Source organism: Synechococcus sp. MU1611 (assembly GCF_020514255.1).
GTDB lineage: Bacteria > Cyanobacteriota > Cyanobacteriia > PCC-6307 > Cyanobiaceae > Parasynechococcus.
Genome location: NZ_VTLC01000003.1, coordinates 188327 through 201680, shown reverse-complemented (window position 1 = coordinate 201680; position 13354 = coordinate 188327). Strand labels below are relative to the sequence as shown.

The 13354-nt window shown below is 60.5% G+C and carries 16 protein-coding genes; 8 read left to right on the top strand and 8 right to left on the bottom strand.

Annotated features, from left to right (window positions below; all coding sequences use genetic code 11):
- The first annotated feature begins 2 nt into the window (after nucleotides 1-2).
- Together FZZ92_RS07815 and folE are read left to right on the top strand one after the other, a co-directional pair.
- Nucleotides 3-710 (top strand): SDR family oxidoreductase, encoded by a 708-nt coding sequence (locus FZZ92_RS07815; protein WP_226422953.1) that lies wholly within the window; start codon nucleotides 3-5, stop codon nucleotides 708-710.
- Nucleotides 711-719: 9 nt separating this feature from the next.
- The gene (folE, locus tag FZZ92_RS07810; protein ID WP_226422952.1) at nucleotides 720-1475 is read left to right on the top strand and encodes a GTP cyclohydrolase I; all 756 of its coding nucleotides are present in this window, start codon (nucleotides 720-722) and stop codon (nucleotides 1473-1475) included.
- Nucleotides 1476-1486: 11 nt separating this feature from the next.
- Here the strand turns inward: folE and FZZ92_RS07805 are convergent, their stop codons facing one another.
- Nucleotides 1487-2158: a phosphoribosylanthranilate isomerase gene (locus tag FZZ92_RS07805; RefSeq protein WP_226422951.1), complete on the bottom strand. Its 672-nt coding sequence runs from the start codon at nucleotides 2156-2158 to the stop codon at nucleotides 1487-1489.
- A 62-nt stretch (nucleotides 2159-2220) separates the two neighbouring features.
- Here FZZ92_RS07805 and FZZ92_RS07800 point away from each other — a divergent pair, with 62 nt between their 5' ends.
- The gene (locus tag FZZ92_RS07800; RefSeq protein WP_226423014.1) at nucleotides 2221-3471 is read left to right on the top strand and encodes a site-2 protease family protein; all 1251 of its coding nucleotides are present in this window, start codon (nucleotides 2221-2223) and stop codon (nucleotides 3469-3471) included.
- Here FZZ92_RS07800 and FZZ92_RS07795 read toward each other — a convergent pair.
- A complete protein-coding gene (locus tag FZZ92_RS07795; protein ID WP_226422950.1) occupies nucleotides 3429-4145 on the bottom strand; it encodes a lipoate--protein ligase family protein in 717 nt (238 codons plus the stop codon). The two genes, FZZ92_RS07800 and FZZ92_RS07795, sit on opposite strands and share 43 nt — an antisense overlap.
- 27 nt (nucleotides 4146-4172) lie before the next feature.
- On the opposite strand from FZZ92_RS07795, the gene FZZ92_RS07790 reads away from it, so the two are divergent.
- Nucleotides 4173-4940 (top strand): sulfite exporter TauE/SafE family protein, encoded by a 768-nt coding sequence (locus FZZ92_RS07790; RefSeq protein WP_226408084.1) that lies wholly within the window; start codon nucleotides 4173-4175, stop codon nucleotides 4938-4940.
- 35 nt (nucleotides 4941-4975) lie between these two features.
- Here the strand turns inward: FZZ92_RS07790 and FZZ92_RS07785 are convergent, their stop codons facing one another.
- Entirely contained in the window at nucleotides 4976-5446 is a 471-nt protein-coding gene (locus FZZ92_RS07785; protein ID WP_226422949.1) for a CRR6 family NdhI maturation factor, read from the bottom strand.
- Between the two features lie 83 nt (nucleotides 5447-5529).
- Here FZZ92_RS07785 and psaM point away from each other — a divergent pair, with 83 nt between their 5' ends.
- The 3 genes from psaM to FZZ92_RS07770 all read left to right on the top strand — a co-directional run bounded on the left by psaM (nucleotide 5530) and on the right by FZZ92_RS07770 (nucleotide 7100).
- A complete protein-coding gene (psaM, locus tag FZZ92_RS07780) occupies nucleotides 5530-5634 on the top strand; it encodes a photosystem I reaction center subunit XII (protein ID WP_170951253.1) in 105 nt (34 codons plus the stop codon).
- Between the two features lie 140 nt (nucleotides 5635-5774).
- Nucleotides 5775-6077, top strand: coding sequence for a hypothetical protein (locus FZZ92_RS07775; protein WP_115024328.1), 303 nt, complete (start codon nucleotides 5775-5777; stop codon nucleotides 6075-6077).
- Nucleotides 6078-6146: 69 nt separating this feature from the next.
- Nucleotides 6147-7100 carry a protochlorophyllide reductase gene (locus FZZ92_RS07770; RefSeq protein ID WP_226422947.1) on the top strand — a complete coding sequence of 318 codons (954 nt, stop codon included), beginning with the start codon at nucleotides 6147-6149 and terminating at the stop codon, nucleotides 7098-7100.
- Between the two features lie 216 nt (nucleotides 7101-7316).
- On the opposite strand, the gene bchL is transcribed toward FZZ92_RS07770, so the two are convergent.
- The 4 genes from bchL to FZZ92_RS07750 all read right to left on the bottom strand — a co-directional run bounded on the left by bchL (nucleotide 7317) and on the right by FZZ92_RS07750 (nucleotide 11703).
- Nucleotides 7317-8207, bottom strand: coding sequence for a ferredoxin:protochlorophyllide reductase (ATP-dependent) iron-sulfur ATP-binding protein (gene bchL, locus FZZ92_RS07765; RefSeq protein ID WP_226422946.1), 891 nt, complete (start codon nucleotides 8205-8207; stop codon nucleotides 7317-7319).
- 150 nt (nucleotides 8208-8357) lie between these two features.
- A complete protein-coding gene (locus FZZ92_RS07760) occupies nucleotides 8358-9932 on the bottom strand; it encodes a ferredoxin:protochlorophyllide reductase (ATP-dependent) subunit B (RefSeq protein ID WP_226422945.1) in 1575 nt (524 codons plus the stop codon).
- Between the two features lie 4 nt (nucleotides 9933-9936).
- On the bottom strand, nucleotides 9937-11214 hold the full coding sequence (locus FZZ92_RS07755; protein ID WP_115023895.1) for a ferredoxin:protochlorophyllide reductase (ATP-dependent) subunit N: 1278 nt from the start codon (nucleotides 11212-11214) through the stop codon (nucleotides 9937-9939).
- A 111-nt stretch (nucleotides 11215-11325) separates the two neighbouring features.
- The gene (locus tag FZZ92_RS07750; RefSeq protein ID WP_115023893.1) at nucleotides 11326-11703 is read right to left on the bottom strand and encodes a hypothetical protein; all 378 of its coding nucleotides are present in this window, start codon (nucleotides 11701-11703) and stop codon (nucleotides 11326-11328) included.
- 116 nt (nucleotides 11704-11819) lie between these two features.
- Here FZZ92_RS07750 and FZZ92_RS07745 point away from each other — a divergent pair, with 116 nt between their 5' ends.
- Nucleotides 11820-12605, top strand: a complete 786-nt coding sequence (locus tag FZZ92_RS07745) for a BMC domain-containing protein (protein WP_115023891.1) — start codon at nucleotides 11820-11822, stop codon at nucleotides 12603-12605.
- 25 nt (nucleotides 12606-12630) lie between these two features.
- Here the strand turns inward: FZZ92_RS07745 and FZZ92_RS07740 are convergent, their stop codons facing one another.
- Complete coding sequence (locus FZZ92_RS07740; RefSeq protein ID WP_226398819.1) at nucleotides 12631-13212, bottom strand: non-canonical purine NTP pyrophosphatase; 582 nt, start codon at nucleotides 13210-13212, stop codon at nucleotides 12631-12633.
- Nucleotides 13213-13354: the final 142 nt, after the last annotated feature.

Genomic DNA, 13354 nt, shown 5'->3' with positions numbered 1-13354 from the left:
TTTTGCCAACGGCTCTAATTACGGGTGCGAGCCGAGGCATTGGTCGCCGCACAGCCGAACTTCTGGCTCAACAGGGTTGGGATCTTCTGCTGACGGCCCGTAGTGCCGATCAACTTGATCAGCTCGCTGCACAGCTCGGTGAGCAGGGCGTCTCTGTGGCGTCTGCAGCCATTGACCTGACCCAACCCGATGCGATCGCTTTGGCGATGGCTGATCTATTGCAGCGGGGGGCGACCCCTTCGGTGTTGATCAACAACGCCGGTGCTGCTTACACCGGTGAACTTCTGTCCATGCCGCTGGATCGTTGGCAATGGCTGCTACAGCTAAATGTCACCAGCGTGATGCAGGTTTGTTCTGCTGTCGTTCCCTCCATGCGTGAGAACGGCGGACTGGTGATCAACATCAGCAGCCATGCGGCCCGCAATGCCTTCCCCCAGTGGGGAGCGTATTGCGTGACGAAGGCTGCTTTGGCCAGCTTCACCCGCTGTCTGGCAGAAGAGGAGCGAGGCCATGGCATTCGTGCCTGCACCCTCACCCTCGGAGCCGTCAACACACCGCTTTGGGACGCGGAAACCGTACAAAGCGATTTCGATCGTCGTGCCATGCTCTCTATCGATCAGGCAGCAGAGACACTGGCGAATCTGGCGATGCAACCCAGCAACCAGTTGATCGAAGACCTCACCCTTATGCCGGCCGCCGGCGCCTTTTAAACGAACACCATGACAACTACAGTCCCTTTCGTTTCCAACGGCGTCGCCAACGGCAACGGCAACGGCAACAAGCTCTTAAAGCCCCAGGTCTCAGCCCGTATTCGTGAACGGTTGGTCGAATCTGGAGTTTCCTTCCTGGCCAACGACAACATTGCTGATCACCTCCATCCCGGAGAGCTGGATCAGTTGCAGGTTGAAGTTGCAGACAAGGTTCGCGACCTGCTGCGGAGCCTCGTGATCGATATCGATAACGATCACAACACCCATGAGACGGCCGAGCGGGTCGCCAAGATGTACCTGCAGGAAGTGTTCAAAGGGCGCTACCACCAGCAACCCAAAGTGGCCAGCTTCCCCAATGTGAAGCAGCTGGATGAGATCTACACCGTTGGTCCGATCACGGTGCGCTCCGCCTGTTCCCATCACCTTGTGCCGATCATGGGCAATTGCTGGATCGGGATCAAGCCTGGAGCTCGGGTTATCGGTCTTTCCAAGTTCACGCGTGTCGCCGACTGGGTGTTTTCTCGCCCGCACATCCAGGAGGAAGCGGTGATGATCCTTGCCGATGAAATTGAGAAGCTCTGCGAGCCTCAGGGGCTTGGCATCATCATCAAGGCTCAGCACTACTGCATGAAATGGCGTGGTGTGAAGGAGCCGCAAACCAGCATGGTGAACTCGGTGGTGCGCGGTGATTTCCGCCACGATCCAAGTCTCAAGCAGGAGTTCTTTGAGCTGGTGCGTCAGCAGGAAGCCTTGCTCAGCACCTGATCAGGTCTGTATCAACCCTGATGTACTGCCTCGACAAGGGCCTGAACCTTGTCGAGGTTTTTCCATCCAGGTCGTTCTTCGAGTCGGCTGGAGGCATCCAGACCTTGAGGGTTCACCCTGCTGAGCAGTTCTGGAACCCATTCCGAACTCACGCCCCCGGCCAGCCACCACGGCACTGATAGCTCGGTCTGACCGAGCCAATCGAGGGGGATGCGGTGTCCTGTGCCGCCCAGTTGATCGGAGCTCCAGGCATCGAGGAGCAAAGCATCCACATGGGTGTCGTATTGCTTGAGCTTCGGGAGATCCGTGGGTTCCCGCACTCGGAGGGCTTTCCACCACTGCTGCTGGGGATAGCGCTGTTTCAAGATCCGGCAGCGATCGCTTGATTCGCCGCCGTGGAGCTGCACCACGGAGGGCTGGCCTGCACCGCTCAGCGCTTCCTCAAGCGCGGCATCGTCGGGATCTGCTACAACCCAAACCCGATGCAGTAGCGGATGCTGCTCCTCGAGCATCGTGAACAAGGCCCTGCGCTGGGATGGTTCGACGTAGCGCGGGGTGCCTTGAACGCCGATCACACCAATCGCCTGCACGCCCATGCGCGCAATGGCGAGTGCTTGCTCAAGGTCGGTGATCCCACAGATCTTGAGGTCTGGACTGGGGCGGGGATCACGCAAGGGCTGCATCGATTGCTCTCCCTAGGATCGTGGATGACAGCCCGCGACAGCGGCACACGACGGAATTGGCGGTGGGAGAGGGCTGGCAGGTGCTCAAGATCGGCGGAATCCCACTGCGGCTCCAGCCCAGCTGGTTGTTCGCTGTTGCGATCTTCACCACGTTGTTCCAATCTCGATATGCCGCCACGATCTCGGGAACAGCCAGCTGGGGTCTGGGTTTTCTAACAACCTTGCTGCTGTTTAGCTCCGTGCTGCTGCATGAGCTGGGTCATGCCCTGATGGCCCTACGGGAAGGGGTGAAGGTCTTAAGCATCACCCTGTTTCATCTGGGCGGTATTGCCCGGGTTGAGAAGGAATGCCCCACAGCGATGGGCAATCTGCGCATTGCTGCTGCTGGCCCGATTGTCAGCCTTTTGCTGGCCCTCGGGATGCTGGTGGGTGCTGCAGCTCTCTCCGACACCCAGCCCTTGGCGACGCAGCTGTTGAGCCAGGTGGGGTTGCTCAACTTGATGCTGGGTCTGTTCAATCTCCTGCCAGGTCTTCCTCTCGATGGCGGGCTGATCCTGAAGGCCTTGGTCTGGCAGATCAGTGGCAGTCAGCAGAAGGGCGTTCAGGTGGCGTCGGCGTCCGGTCGTGCGTTGTCGATTTTGATGATTCTGATGGGCGGTGTCCTGCTCTGGCAGGGCTGGGGGATCAACGGGATCCTGCTGATGTTGATCGGCTGGTTCGGGCTGAGTGCCAACCGCAGTCAGACCCAGATGCTGCAGTTGCAGAACGTGCTGCGGGAGTTGAAAGTGGAGGCCGCGGCGGGCCGACGCTTTCGCGTGCTGGAGGCGGATCAGACGTTGCGGCGCCTCAGCCAGCTGCGGCTAACCGCCAGCGAGGGGGAGGGACCCGCCGATTGGGTGCTCGTGTGTAAGAGCGGTCGTTGGGTGGGCTGGATTGACGATCATCCATTGAAACTCTTGCCGGTGCAGCAATGGGACCAGCAGCGACTCGAGGATCATCTGCGCCCCCTCTCTGAACTGCCCTCAATCGTGTGTTCCGCCCCTCTGGTGGAAGCGGTGCCGGCCATTGAGAAGGCATCCCAGGGACGCCTTCTGGTGATGAGTGCTGCGGGGCTTCCCTCCGGCACTCTCGATCGTATGGATGTGGGGGATGCGGTGCTGAAGCGTCTGGGGGTGAGCCTCCCCTCCGCGATCCTTGAGGAGGCGCGCAAGCGCAATGGCTATCCCCTGGGACTGGCGATGCTCCCTCAAATGGTCCAGACGATGCAGGCTCAGAGCTCCGACCAGGACGCCAGTTCGTCGTCCAACTCCTGAACTTCTTTGGTGTTCAGGGGCTGCATTTGCCAACAGAAGTCAGGCCACGACTGAACCATGCTCTGGCGTAGCTGCTGATCCAGATCCAGTCGGCTGATCTGCGTCGGGGCTACTGCCGGTGCCGCTTCCCCAAACACCTCAAACCAAAGGTCGGCGGGCGGATCCAGCAGGATTTCTCCGTGCTGAAGCAGACGACCGTTCTGCCAGCGCTGGGCGCTGCCGACCCGTTTGACTCCGGATCCATCCACCAGGTCGGCCACCGTTGCACTGGCGAAACAGTTGCTGGCTTCGGCTCCAGCCGGGTCGGATCCGAAGTGCAGCGGTAGACCGAGTCCCTTGAAGCCATCAACCAACCACTGACAGGCCTGGCGGTAGGCCTCCTGGCGACGTCGTGGTGCATCAGGCCAGATCAAGGCGTAGGTGAGACCGCCGGCATGCAGCACCGCTCGGCCGCCGCTGGGGCGGCGCACCAGGCTGAGGCGGCCGTGACGGGCCAGTTCATTCCAGTGCTCAGGCCACTGGCGTTGATGGCGTCCCAGCGAGAGCCAGGGCCCATCCCAGCGGTAAAAGCGCAATGCCGGGCCGTTGCATCGCTTTAGAAGCCAGGCATCCAAGGCCATCTGGGTGTGTCCATCCGCTTGCTGGGTGGGAAGCAGACGCCCGGTTGCGGGCATGCTGGAGGAAAGCATCGATCGCACGCCATGGTGCCCTGGTGGGATGTGCCGATCCTGATTGCCCTTGGTCTGCTGGCGGGGGGGCTGGCGGGGCTGTTGGGGATTGGCGGCGGCTTGATCTTTGCCCCGCTCCTGCTCTGGCTCGATCTCCCGCCCCATCAGGCCCTGGCCACCAGCAGTTTCGCCATTGTGCCCACGGCACTGGCGGGCACCATCACTCACCTGCGCCAAGGGCGGGTACCGACACGGCCCGGGCTCGCCATCGGCTTGGCGGCCTTTGGCTCGGCCCTGTTGTTCGGTGGCCTGGCTGGCTTTGCGGCGGGATGGATGCTGTTGGCGATGCAGACCTTGATGTACATCGTGCTGGCGTTCTGCGTTCGGGAACGGGCCGAGGAAGACGCAAGCGAGGACGTTGATGACAGCAGAGCACCGCAGTTGGCTGGTGTGGGTTGCATCGCCGGCTGGACCGCCGGGATGTTGGGCCTAGGCGGGGGGCTGGTGATGGTGCCGCTGATGAGCGGTCCGTTATCCGTGCCGATTCATCAGGCCGTGCGGCTCAGCACGGTAGCGGTGCTCTGTTCAGCAAGCGCAGCGTCTCTGCAGTTCCTGCATGAGGGCCGCGGGGTTCCTCTGATGGGGTTGCTGCTGGGTGGTGTGGCGGCCATTGCCGCCCAGTGGGCAGCCAGCCGTCTCGATCAATTTGATGCAGCTCTTCTGGTGCGCTGCCTGAAGGCTCTCGCCATCATCCTGGCGATCGACAGCTCAAGGCGGGCCCTGCAGCTCTTGCTGAGCTGAATGGCCAACTGTTCAACAGTTCAAGTCAATTCAATTCAGTTCAGTAATGACCAGAACCCTGCATCGAGCTCATAACCCAGGGCTGCGGCCATCTGGGAGAGGTTGCCTTGCATCGGCCGTCCCAGCTGCTGTTGGCAGAGGTCGTCCAGCAGCATCAAGCGATGCGTCACCCAGAGCTCCAAGGCCTCAGGGTCAAAACGCAGGCCTTCGCTGCGGCTGAAACTGTGGGGCACCACCAGGGCAACATGGCGGATCAGGCTGCCCTGGTCGCGTTCAAGCAACAGTGGCAGCCAAGGGAACCGTGCATCCGCCCGCAGGGCCCAGAGGCGAGGTTCCGGACATTCCGGTAGTTCGCGCGGGTCATCCTGGGCTCGGGGCCAGTCGAAACGGAGCTCGAGCACTGGCCCTTGGCCGAGCAGTGTGTTCAGCGGCTGATCGCTCCATATCTCCAGCGGCCGCAGATCCAACGACCGGATTGCAGGGGCATCGATCAGAACCGAATCCATGGGCTGGTGTGACAGGCCTTTGCGAATGATGGCCTGCAGCCCCTCCCTCGGAGAAGAATGGGAGCGTTTGATGCATGGTTCCCATGGAAACCCTTCTCTCTGCACCTGAGGTGTTCATTGCCCTCGTGGTGGCTGCCCATGCCGCTGTTCTGGCCCTGCGTCTCTCCATCAGCCTCTACGAAGCCTGATTTCAATCGGCTCGTGATATCAACGTGCGTGGAGCTGGTCTTGGCACCGTCAACGGATTGCGTTAAAAGCGGATGTTCGTGCTGATGCGGTGACCGCCAGTCAGGCTCAAAGTTCAGCTCCCCGCACGGATGCAGTCACCATGGCTGCAGCAATTCAGCGACAGACCGACCAACAAGAACTGCAGTGCAGCCTTCTCGCCCTGGCTGCCAAGGCAGGTCTTGTTTTGTTGGGCTGTGTGAGCTTGATCCGCTTGTCGGTGGCTTATCAGGAACGGATGGACCGTCACAGTGAAATCTCGGCGGTGGTGTCGATCGAGACGGCCAAATTGGACACGCTGCAGCAGCGGTTCGATCGTCTGTTCAGTATTGGAGGAGAGAAGCGCCTGATCAGCGAGCAGGATCAGTGGATCGGACCCAATCGCTTACGTGTGATCTGGCGCTGAGATTCGTGACCAGCGGCGTTGGGATTGAGTGCTGACCGGCAGACTGACAACCTTCCTGACCCTGTCTTGATGTCCACGCCCGGCACCGTTCTGATCACCGGCACCACATCAGGTGTCGGCCTGAATGCCACGCGCGCTCTGGTGAAGCGGGGCTGGACGGTGATCACTGCCAATCGCAGCCCGCAGCGAGCAGCGGCTGCCGCTGATGAGCTGGACCTCCCCAAGGAGCGGCTTCAGCACGTGTTGATGGATCTGGGTGATCTCGACAGTGTGCGCCGAGCGGTTGATGCCTTACCCGAGCGGTTGGATGCCTTGGTCTGCAATGCGGCGGTCTACAAGCCGAAACTGAAGCAGCCGGAGCTCTCTCCCCAGGGGTACGAGATCTCGATGGCCACCAACCACTTTGGTCATTTCCTGCTCGTGCAGCTGCTGTTGGGTCGGCTCAAGACGTCCACCCATCCCTCCAAGCGGGTGGTGATCCTGGGCACCGTGACCGCCAACTCCAAGGAACTGGGGGGCAAGATTCCCATCCCTGCGCCGGCGGATCTGGGGGATCTCTCCGGGTTTGAGGGCGGTTTCAAAGACCCCATCGCCATGGCCAGTGGCAAGCCGTTCAAGCCCGGCAAGGCTTACAAAGACAGCAAGCTCTGCAACATGATCACCACCCAGGAGCTGCACCGCCGCCTGCACGGAGACACGGGCATCACCTTCACCTCGCTCTACCCCGGCTGCGTGGCGGATACCCCGTTGTTCCGCAACACGCCCAAGGCCTTTCAGAAGATCTTCCCCTGGTTCCAGAAGAACATCACCGGCGGCTACGTCTCCCAGGCTTTAGCCGGAGAACGGGTGGCAGATGTGGTGGCCAATCCCGACTTTGCTGATTCCGGTGTGCACTGGAGCTGGGGCAACCGCCAGAAAAAGGATGGTCAGCAGTTCAGCCAGGAACTATCCGACAAGGCCACCGATCCGGAGACGGCACGGCGGGTGTGGGAGTTGTCCATGGCCTTGGTGGGTTTGGCCTGAGCCTGATTAGCAGGGGGCTAAAAGCTTGCTTGCTCGTATCGGCTCTCTATCCAGGCGATGAGCCTCGGAGAGGTGGTTTGATTGAGGTGGTCGTTGCCTAGAAATTCGATTTATTTCTCTGGAGTGCAATCACATTCAGGATCACACTCCAGGAAGGGCTGAAGTTAAATGGCCAGTTGGGCTGGTTTTATTGCTCCAGACGCAGAAATAATCTCTTCAGTCGAAGCCCAGCAGGTCGAAGATTTCGCGGTCTTTGAGGGATACGGCCTCCAGGGGCTCCACCTTGTCGAGCATGTTCTGGGCTAACCGCAGGTATTCATTGCGCACAGCTTCCACTGCCTCATCCTCATCATCCATTTCAAAGATGGTGCATTTCTTCAGCCTCGACCGACGAATTGCATCCACATCCCTGAAATGGGCCATGGTGCGCAGACCGGTGCGTTCGTTGAACTTGTCGATCTGATCAGTGTCAGCAGAGCGGTTCGCGACGACGCCGCCCAGCCTCACCTTGTAGTTCTTGGCTTTGGCCTGAATCGCCTGAACGATGCGATTCATCGCGAAGATCGAATCGAAATCGTTGGCCGTCACGATCAGGCAGTAGTTGGCGTGTTGCAGCGGGGCGGCAAAGCCACCACACACCACATCGCCGAGTACATCGAAGATCACCACATCGGTGTCTTCCAGAAGGTGATGCTCCTTGAGCAGCTTCACGGTTTGTCCGGTCACGTAACCGCCGCAGCCAGTTCCTGCTGGTGGGCCACCACTCTCAACGCACTGCACACCATTGAAGCCAGTGAAGACGAAATCCTCCGGTCGCAGCTCTTCGCTGTGGAAGTCCACCTCCTCGAGGATGTCGATCACCGTCGGCACCATCTTGTGGGTGAGGGTGAAGGTGCTGTCGTGCTTGGGGTCGCAGCCGATCTGAAGCACCCGCTTGCCCAGTTTTGAGAAGGCGGCTGACAGGTTCGATGAGGTGGTGGATTTGCCGATTCCACCTTTGCCGTAGACGGCAATCACCAGGGTCTCCTCCTGGATGTTCATTTCCGGGTCCTGGTGGACCTGAACACTGCCTTCGCCGTCCGCCGGTCGCGTCAGAGTCGTGGTCATTCAGCGACCTTTGCAAGAGAAGTCATTTTCATTCAACAGCAGCAGATGTGCAGTGGTTGGTTTTCACTAAGAAATGAAAGATCTGGCCCTTGACTAGGCGGCAAGAACAGAATTTCTTTCAATTAAATAAAAAGAAATGAGTGCAATTGCTCATGCCTTGAAGTGGGCTTTGGCGTCATAGAGCGTTTCGCTGCTGATCTCCCGGCAGCCCACATCGCGGGCGTAAGCCTCGGTGTTGCGACGCACCTTGCCCCGTACGAAGAAGGGGATCTTCTTCAGTTCGGCTTCCCCATCGGCTGTCCATTGCAGACAATCTTGGCCGTCCTCCGGGACGTCGCTCAATGCAGAGATGTCTGCTGCTCCGGCACCACCGGCATGGCCCAAATGGCTCTGGTGGCCATCCACGAATTCGAAGTCGTGGCGGAACATTCCGATCAGGTGTTCCTCTAGTCCCATCATCAGCGGATGCACCCAGTCGTCGAAGATCACGTTTGCCCCTTCCCAGCCCATTTGGGGGCTCATCCGGGCCGGCACGTCTTGAACATGCATCGGCGTGCTGATCACGGAGCAGGGAATCCCCAGCCGCTTGGCGCTGTGTCGTTCCATTTGTGTTCCGAGCACCAGTTCTGGCGCTGCCTCGGCCATAGCGGCTTCCACCTCTAGGTAGTCGTCACAGATCAAGGCCTCCAGACCCAGGGCCTTGGCGGCTGCCCGGACGGGCCTGGCCATCTCCCGGCTATAGGTTCCCAGCCCCACGACGCTGAAGCCCAGTTCTTGGCTGCAGATCCGTGCTGCTGCAATGGCATGGCTGCCGTCGCCGAAAATGAACACCCGCTTGCCGGTGAGGTAAGTGGAGTCCACAGACTCCGAATACCAAGGCAAGCGTGAGCGTTTGTAGCCCTCGTCAGCAGCGGGTGCCTCGAGCCCCAGCAGGGTGTGCACTTCGACGAGGAAATCGTGGGTGGCGCCCACACCGATCGGTACCGTTCGACTGAAGGGCATGCCGAAGTTGCGCTCCAGCCAGCTGCAGGTGGATTCGGCCACCTCCGGATAGAGGCAAACGTTTAGATCGGCATCGGGGATGCGCTTCAGATCGTCCACCCCTGCACCGAGTGGTGCCACCACGCCGACATCGATGCCGTGCAAGGTGAGCAGCTTCTGCACCTCCAGCACGTCGTCGCGGCAGCGGAAACCGAGCAGAGACGGCCCCAGCAGGTTCACCCGGGGTCGACGGCCCTCCTGTTTCCATGCCTGGGCGTCATGGTTGATGTCTGTGGGGGCCTGCGCTTTGAGCAGGTTGCGGATTAATTGATAGAAGGTCTCCGCAGCTCCCCAGTTCTCCTTCTTGCTGTAGGCCGGCAGCTCAAGATTCACGACCGGCATGGTCAGATCCATGCCCTGGGCCAGGGCGCCCGGTTGATCCTGAATCAACTCCGCGGTGCAACTCTCACCCACCAGCAGGGCATCGGGTTGGAAGCGGTCCACGGCTTCGCGCACATGCCGTTTCACCAGTTCTGCGGTGTCACCCCCGAGATCCCGGGCCTGGAAGGTGGTGTAGGTGACCGGCGGACGTTGCCCGCGCCGCTCAATCATCGTGAATAGCAGGTCGGCGTAGGTGTCCCCCTGGGGGGCATGGAGCACGTAGTGCACGCCGTGCATCGAGGCGGCGATGCGCATGGCCCCCACATGGGGTGGCCCTTCATAGGTCCAGAGCGTTAGTTGCATGGGATCAGGCGTGCACGGTTTGGTCGGGGTTGCTCGGATGTAGACCGGGTCGAATCATTTGCCGGCGACGCAACGGTCTGGAAAACAGTTCCGCCAGGTCTCCGGCTTGGTCGATGCCGTGAATCGGGCTGAACACCAATTCGATCGACCATTTGGTGGCGATGCCTTCGGCCTCGAGCGGATTGGCGAGGCCCATGCCACAGACAACAAGGTCCGGTTGGCTGGCGCGCACCCGGTCCAGCTGTTGCTCCACGTGCTGCCCCTCCATCACCGGTGTGTCGTCGGGGAGCAAGGCCAGCTCAGCGGCCATCTGTTCACGGTTCAGATAAGGCGTTCCCACCTCCACCAACTCCATGCCGCATTCGCGTTGCAGGAACCGGGCCAGGGGCAGTTCGAGTTGGGATTCGGGGAGAAGAAAGATCCGCTTGCCCTCCAGCACGGCGCGGTGGCGGGCCAGGGCGCTTTGGGCCCGTTCCATCAACGGATCGAGCACTGCGGCGATCCGCTCGTCCGGGAGATGGAAGGCATTGGCAGCAGCCTCCATCCAACGGCGACTGCCTTCGGCTCCCAGGGGAAATGGGGCCGTGAGCACCGTGGCGCCGCGATCGCTCAGCAAGCGTGCGGTTTCGGTGAGAAAGGGTTGGGTGAGTAGCACCGTGGTTCCCGCTCCCACCCCAGGCAGGTCAGTCGATTGCCGCGGAGGCAGGCTGTGAATTGTCTCGATGCCCATCCGCTGGAACAGGTGAATCAGCCTGTCTTCCACCGCATCGGCGAGGGTGCCCACCAGTAGCAACTGCCGCTCGTCGCTAGCGGGGAGCAGTGGAATCAGCGCCGCCAGTGCCCCGTCTTCTCCCTGGGTAAAGGTGGTTTCAATGCCGCTACCGGAGTAGTTCACCACCCTCACTCGGCCGGAGAGCTCGTCGTTCAGCCGTTCGGCGGCCCGGGCTAGATCCAGCTTGATCACTTCGCTGGGGCAAGAACCCACCAGAAACAGCGTGCGGATCTCGGGACGGCGCTGCAGCAGCTCCTTGCAGACGCGATCAAGTTCGTCGTGGGCATCGGCGAGGCCGGCCAGGTCCCGTTCGTTGAGAATCGCGGTGCCGAAACGGGGTTCGGCAAAAATCATTACCCCAGCGGCGCTCTGGATCAGATGGGCGCAGGTGCGGGATCCCACCACCAGAAAGAAGGCATCGGGCATGCGCCGATGTAGCCAGACGATCGAGGTCAGTCCACAGAACACCTCCCGTGGTCCTGATTCCTTTAACAGGGTGGGCCCGGCCATGGCCGCTCCATGCGACGTTCGCCCCTCAAGCTGCAAAAGATTGGGGCTTGGATGCCAAACCCAGCGCAAACTCTTCGGGATCAGGCCTGGCCGACAGAGCTTGCTTTGCGATCAAAGGCGGCGGCGGAATCCGTCGTAACGCTCTGAACGGTCACTCTCCTCTGTTTTGCTCAAACGCCAAACGTTGCGGCTGACCCGACGGGCAACGAGGCCGCCGCGTTCCGCCCGCTCCGTTCCCGGTCGGGCTCCGAGAAGCATGCTCACTTCCGCCGTGGTCAGGGGGGCACCTGTTTCGATGGCCAATGCAGTCAGCTCTAGGCGTTGACGCAGCTGACGCAGACGATCTCTGTCTTGATTGCCTGATGCCTCCAGCCAGGGCAGATCCACCTGCCCATCCTGCGCGAGGCGTTGCATCAGGCCGAAGCTGACCATCCCAAGGGCTTGATCAGCGTTGAGATCAACTGGTTTTAAAGAAGACTGCTCAGTCATTGCAGGATCTAGAGAGGTTTTCTGGACGGTATCGGCTGTCTTTCAAGGTGCAAGACCGCTGGCTCTAACTCTTTGATGGCCCGTTTGCCCCGGATTCGTCCGGTACACTCCCCGCCATGACCCGTTTTGCCAGCTTCGATGCTCGGGAGCGGCGACGCGGCGGTAGTGCTCTCGTCACCGGTACTGAGGTGACCTCCCAGCAGGGAGGGGCAAGTTGTGTTGTCACAACGGATTCCGAGTCTCCCCGGCTGCTTCGCCAAAACAGTCAAGTGCAGTCGATCGAACTGCGCACCCACGTCTTCATCGACTCGCTGCAACCTCAACTTGCGGCCTACATGGGGTCGGTGAGTCAAGGATTCCTGCCCATTCCTGGAGACGCCTGCCTCTGGATGGAGGTTTCTCCGGGCATGGCGGTTCACCGCGTCACCGACATTGCTCTGAAAGCCAGCAATGTTCGCCTCGGCCAGATGGTGGTGGAGCGGGCTTTTGGTTCGATGGCCCTCTATCACCGCGACCAGAGCACTGTTCTCCATTCCGGAGATGTGGTGCTGGAAGCGATTGGCAGCACGATTGAGCAGCGTTCTCCAGCAGAGGTGAGCTGGACCGAAGTCATTCGAGCAATCACGCCGGACCACGCCGTGTTGATCAACCGCCTCAACCGACGCGGTTCGATGATTGAGGCCGGGATGAGCATGTTCATCCTGGAGACTGAGCCGGCGGGGTATGTGCTGATTGCTGCCAATGAGGCTGAAAAATCCTCGAATATCACTTTGGTGGACGTGAAAGCTGTGGGTGCCTTTGGACGCCTCACCCTGGCGGGGCGTGAAGGTGATGTTGAGGAAGCGGCGGCAGCAGCGATGCGCGCCATCGACCATGTCAACCGAAACGCACGATTGCGCTGATCGCTCTGCTCGCTGATCGTTGAACTCAGTTCAGGCCAAGAAGTTGGCGTAATTGAGGTGCCAGAGCTCGTGCTGCTTTGCCACGACTGCCCAGTCGGCTGAGTTGTGCCGGGTTCAGTTCGCCATAGGTGCAACGGGCTTCACGTACCCAGAGCAAGGATTCAAAGCCGCCACCTGGGTAGGCCGGTGCGCTGAGGAGCTCACCCCAGCAAATGCCCTCTGCCGCCGCTCGGCACGTCCCTGTGGGGTCGCTCAGCACCATCGTGCTGCGGAAGCAGGCGCTGCGGTAAAGGGAGGGGCCAAGCTCCGCAAGGATTCTCTGCACTTTGGCGTCGTTGCCTTCGGCATATCGGGCGGAGAACAGGCCAGGAGCGCACTGGAGTGCATCAACTTCAAGCCCGGAATCGTCTGCAAGCGCCCAACCTTGAGTTCGCAGTGCTGCTGCGGTGGCCTTCAGCTCGGCGTTTTCCCGGTAGGTGCTTCCTGTTTCCTCAACATCCAGATCATCGGGTTGACGCTGAACGTGTATGGGAAGGGGACCCAGCATGGCCTCAATTTCAGCAACCTTGGTGGGGTTACCCGTGGCAATGGTGAGCTGAAGCGACAAGGGGGCCGACGAATGAGGGCCTCCATTGTGCGGGCTGATTGGGGGGTAGGACTTAAAAATATCTGGATTCGACCGAGCAACACGCATTTGGGTTGAACATTCCACCCCTCAGCAAGGCTTCGGGAGCGTGTTGCAGCGTGAA

What these genes read in the sequence shown, in the direction of transcription:
- FZZ92_RS07760 (WP_226422945.1), bottom strand. Translation starts at nt 9,932, where the DNA reads ATGCAACTAACGCTCTGGACCTATGAAGGGCCACCCCATGTGGGGGCC.
- FZZ92_RS07770 (WP_226422947.1), top strand. Translation starts at nt 6,147, where the DNA reads ATGTCCACGCCCGGCACCGTTCTGATCACCGGCACCACATCAGGTGTC.
- FZZ92_RS07785 (WP_226422949.1), bottom strand. Translation starts at nt 5,446, where the DNA reads ATGGATTCGGTTCTGATCGATGCCCCTGCAATCCGGTCGTTGGATCTG.
- FZZ92_RS07755 (WP_115023895.1), bottom strand. Translation starts at nt 11,214, where the DNA reads ATGGCCGGGCCCACCCTGTTAAAGGAATCAGGACCACGGGAGGTGTTC.
- FZZ92_RS07805 (WP_226422951.1), bottom strand. Translation starts at nt 2,158, where the DNA reads ATGCAGCCCTTGCGTGATCCCCGCCCCAGTCCAGACCTCAAGATCTGT.
- FZZ92_RS07750 (WP_115023893.1), bottom strand. Translation starts at nt 11,703, where the DNA reads ATGACTGAGCAGTCTTCTTTAAAACCAGTTGATCTCAACGCTGATCAA.
- FZZ92_RS07790 (WP_226408084.1), top strand. Translation starts at nt 4,173, where the DNA reads ATGGTGCCCTGGTGGGATGTGCCGATCCTGATTGCCCTTGGTCTGCTG.
- psaM (WP_170951253.1), top strand. Translation starts at nt 5,530, where the DNA reads ATGGAAACCCTTCTCTCTGCACCTGAGGTGTTCATTGCCCTCGTGGTG.
- FZZ92_RS07775 (WP_115024328.1), top strand. Translation starts at nt 5,775, where the DNA reads ATGGCTGCAGCAATTCAGCGACAGACCGACCAACAAGAACTGCAGTGC.
- FZZ92_RS07795 (WP_226422950.1), bottom strand. Translation starts at nt 4,145, where the DNA reads ATGCCCGCAACCGGGCGTCTGCTTCCCACCCAGCAAGCGGATGGACAC.
- folE (WP_226422952.1), top strand. Translation starts at nt 720, where the DNA reads ATGACAACTACAGTCCCTTTCGTTTCCAACGGCGTCGCCAACGGCAAC.
- FZZ92_RS07745 (WP_115023891.1), top strand. Translation starts at nt 11,820, where the DNA reads ATGACCCGTTTTGCCAGCTTCGATGCTCGGGAGCGGCGACGCGGCGGT.
- bchL (WP_226422946.1), bottom strand. Translation starts at nt 8,207, where the DNA reads ATGACCACGACTCTGACGCGACCGGCGGACGGCGAAGGCAGTGTTCAG.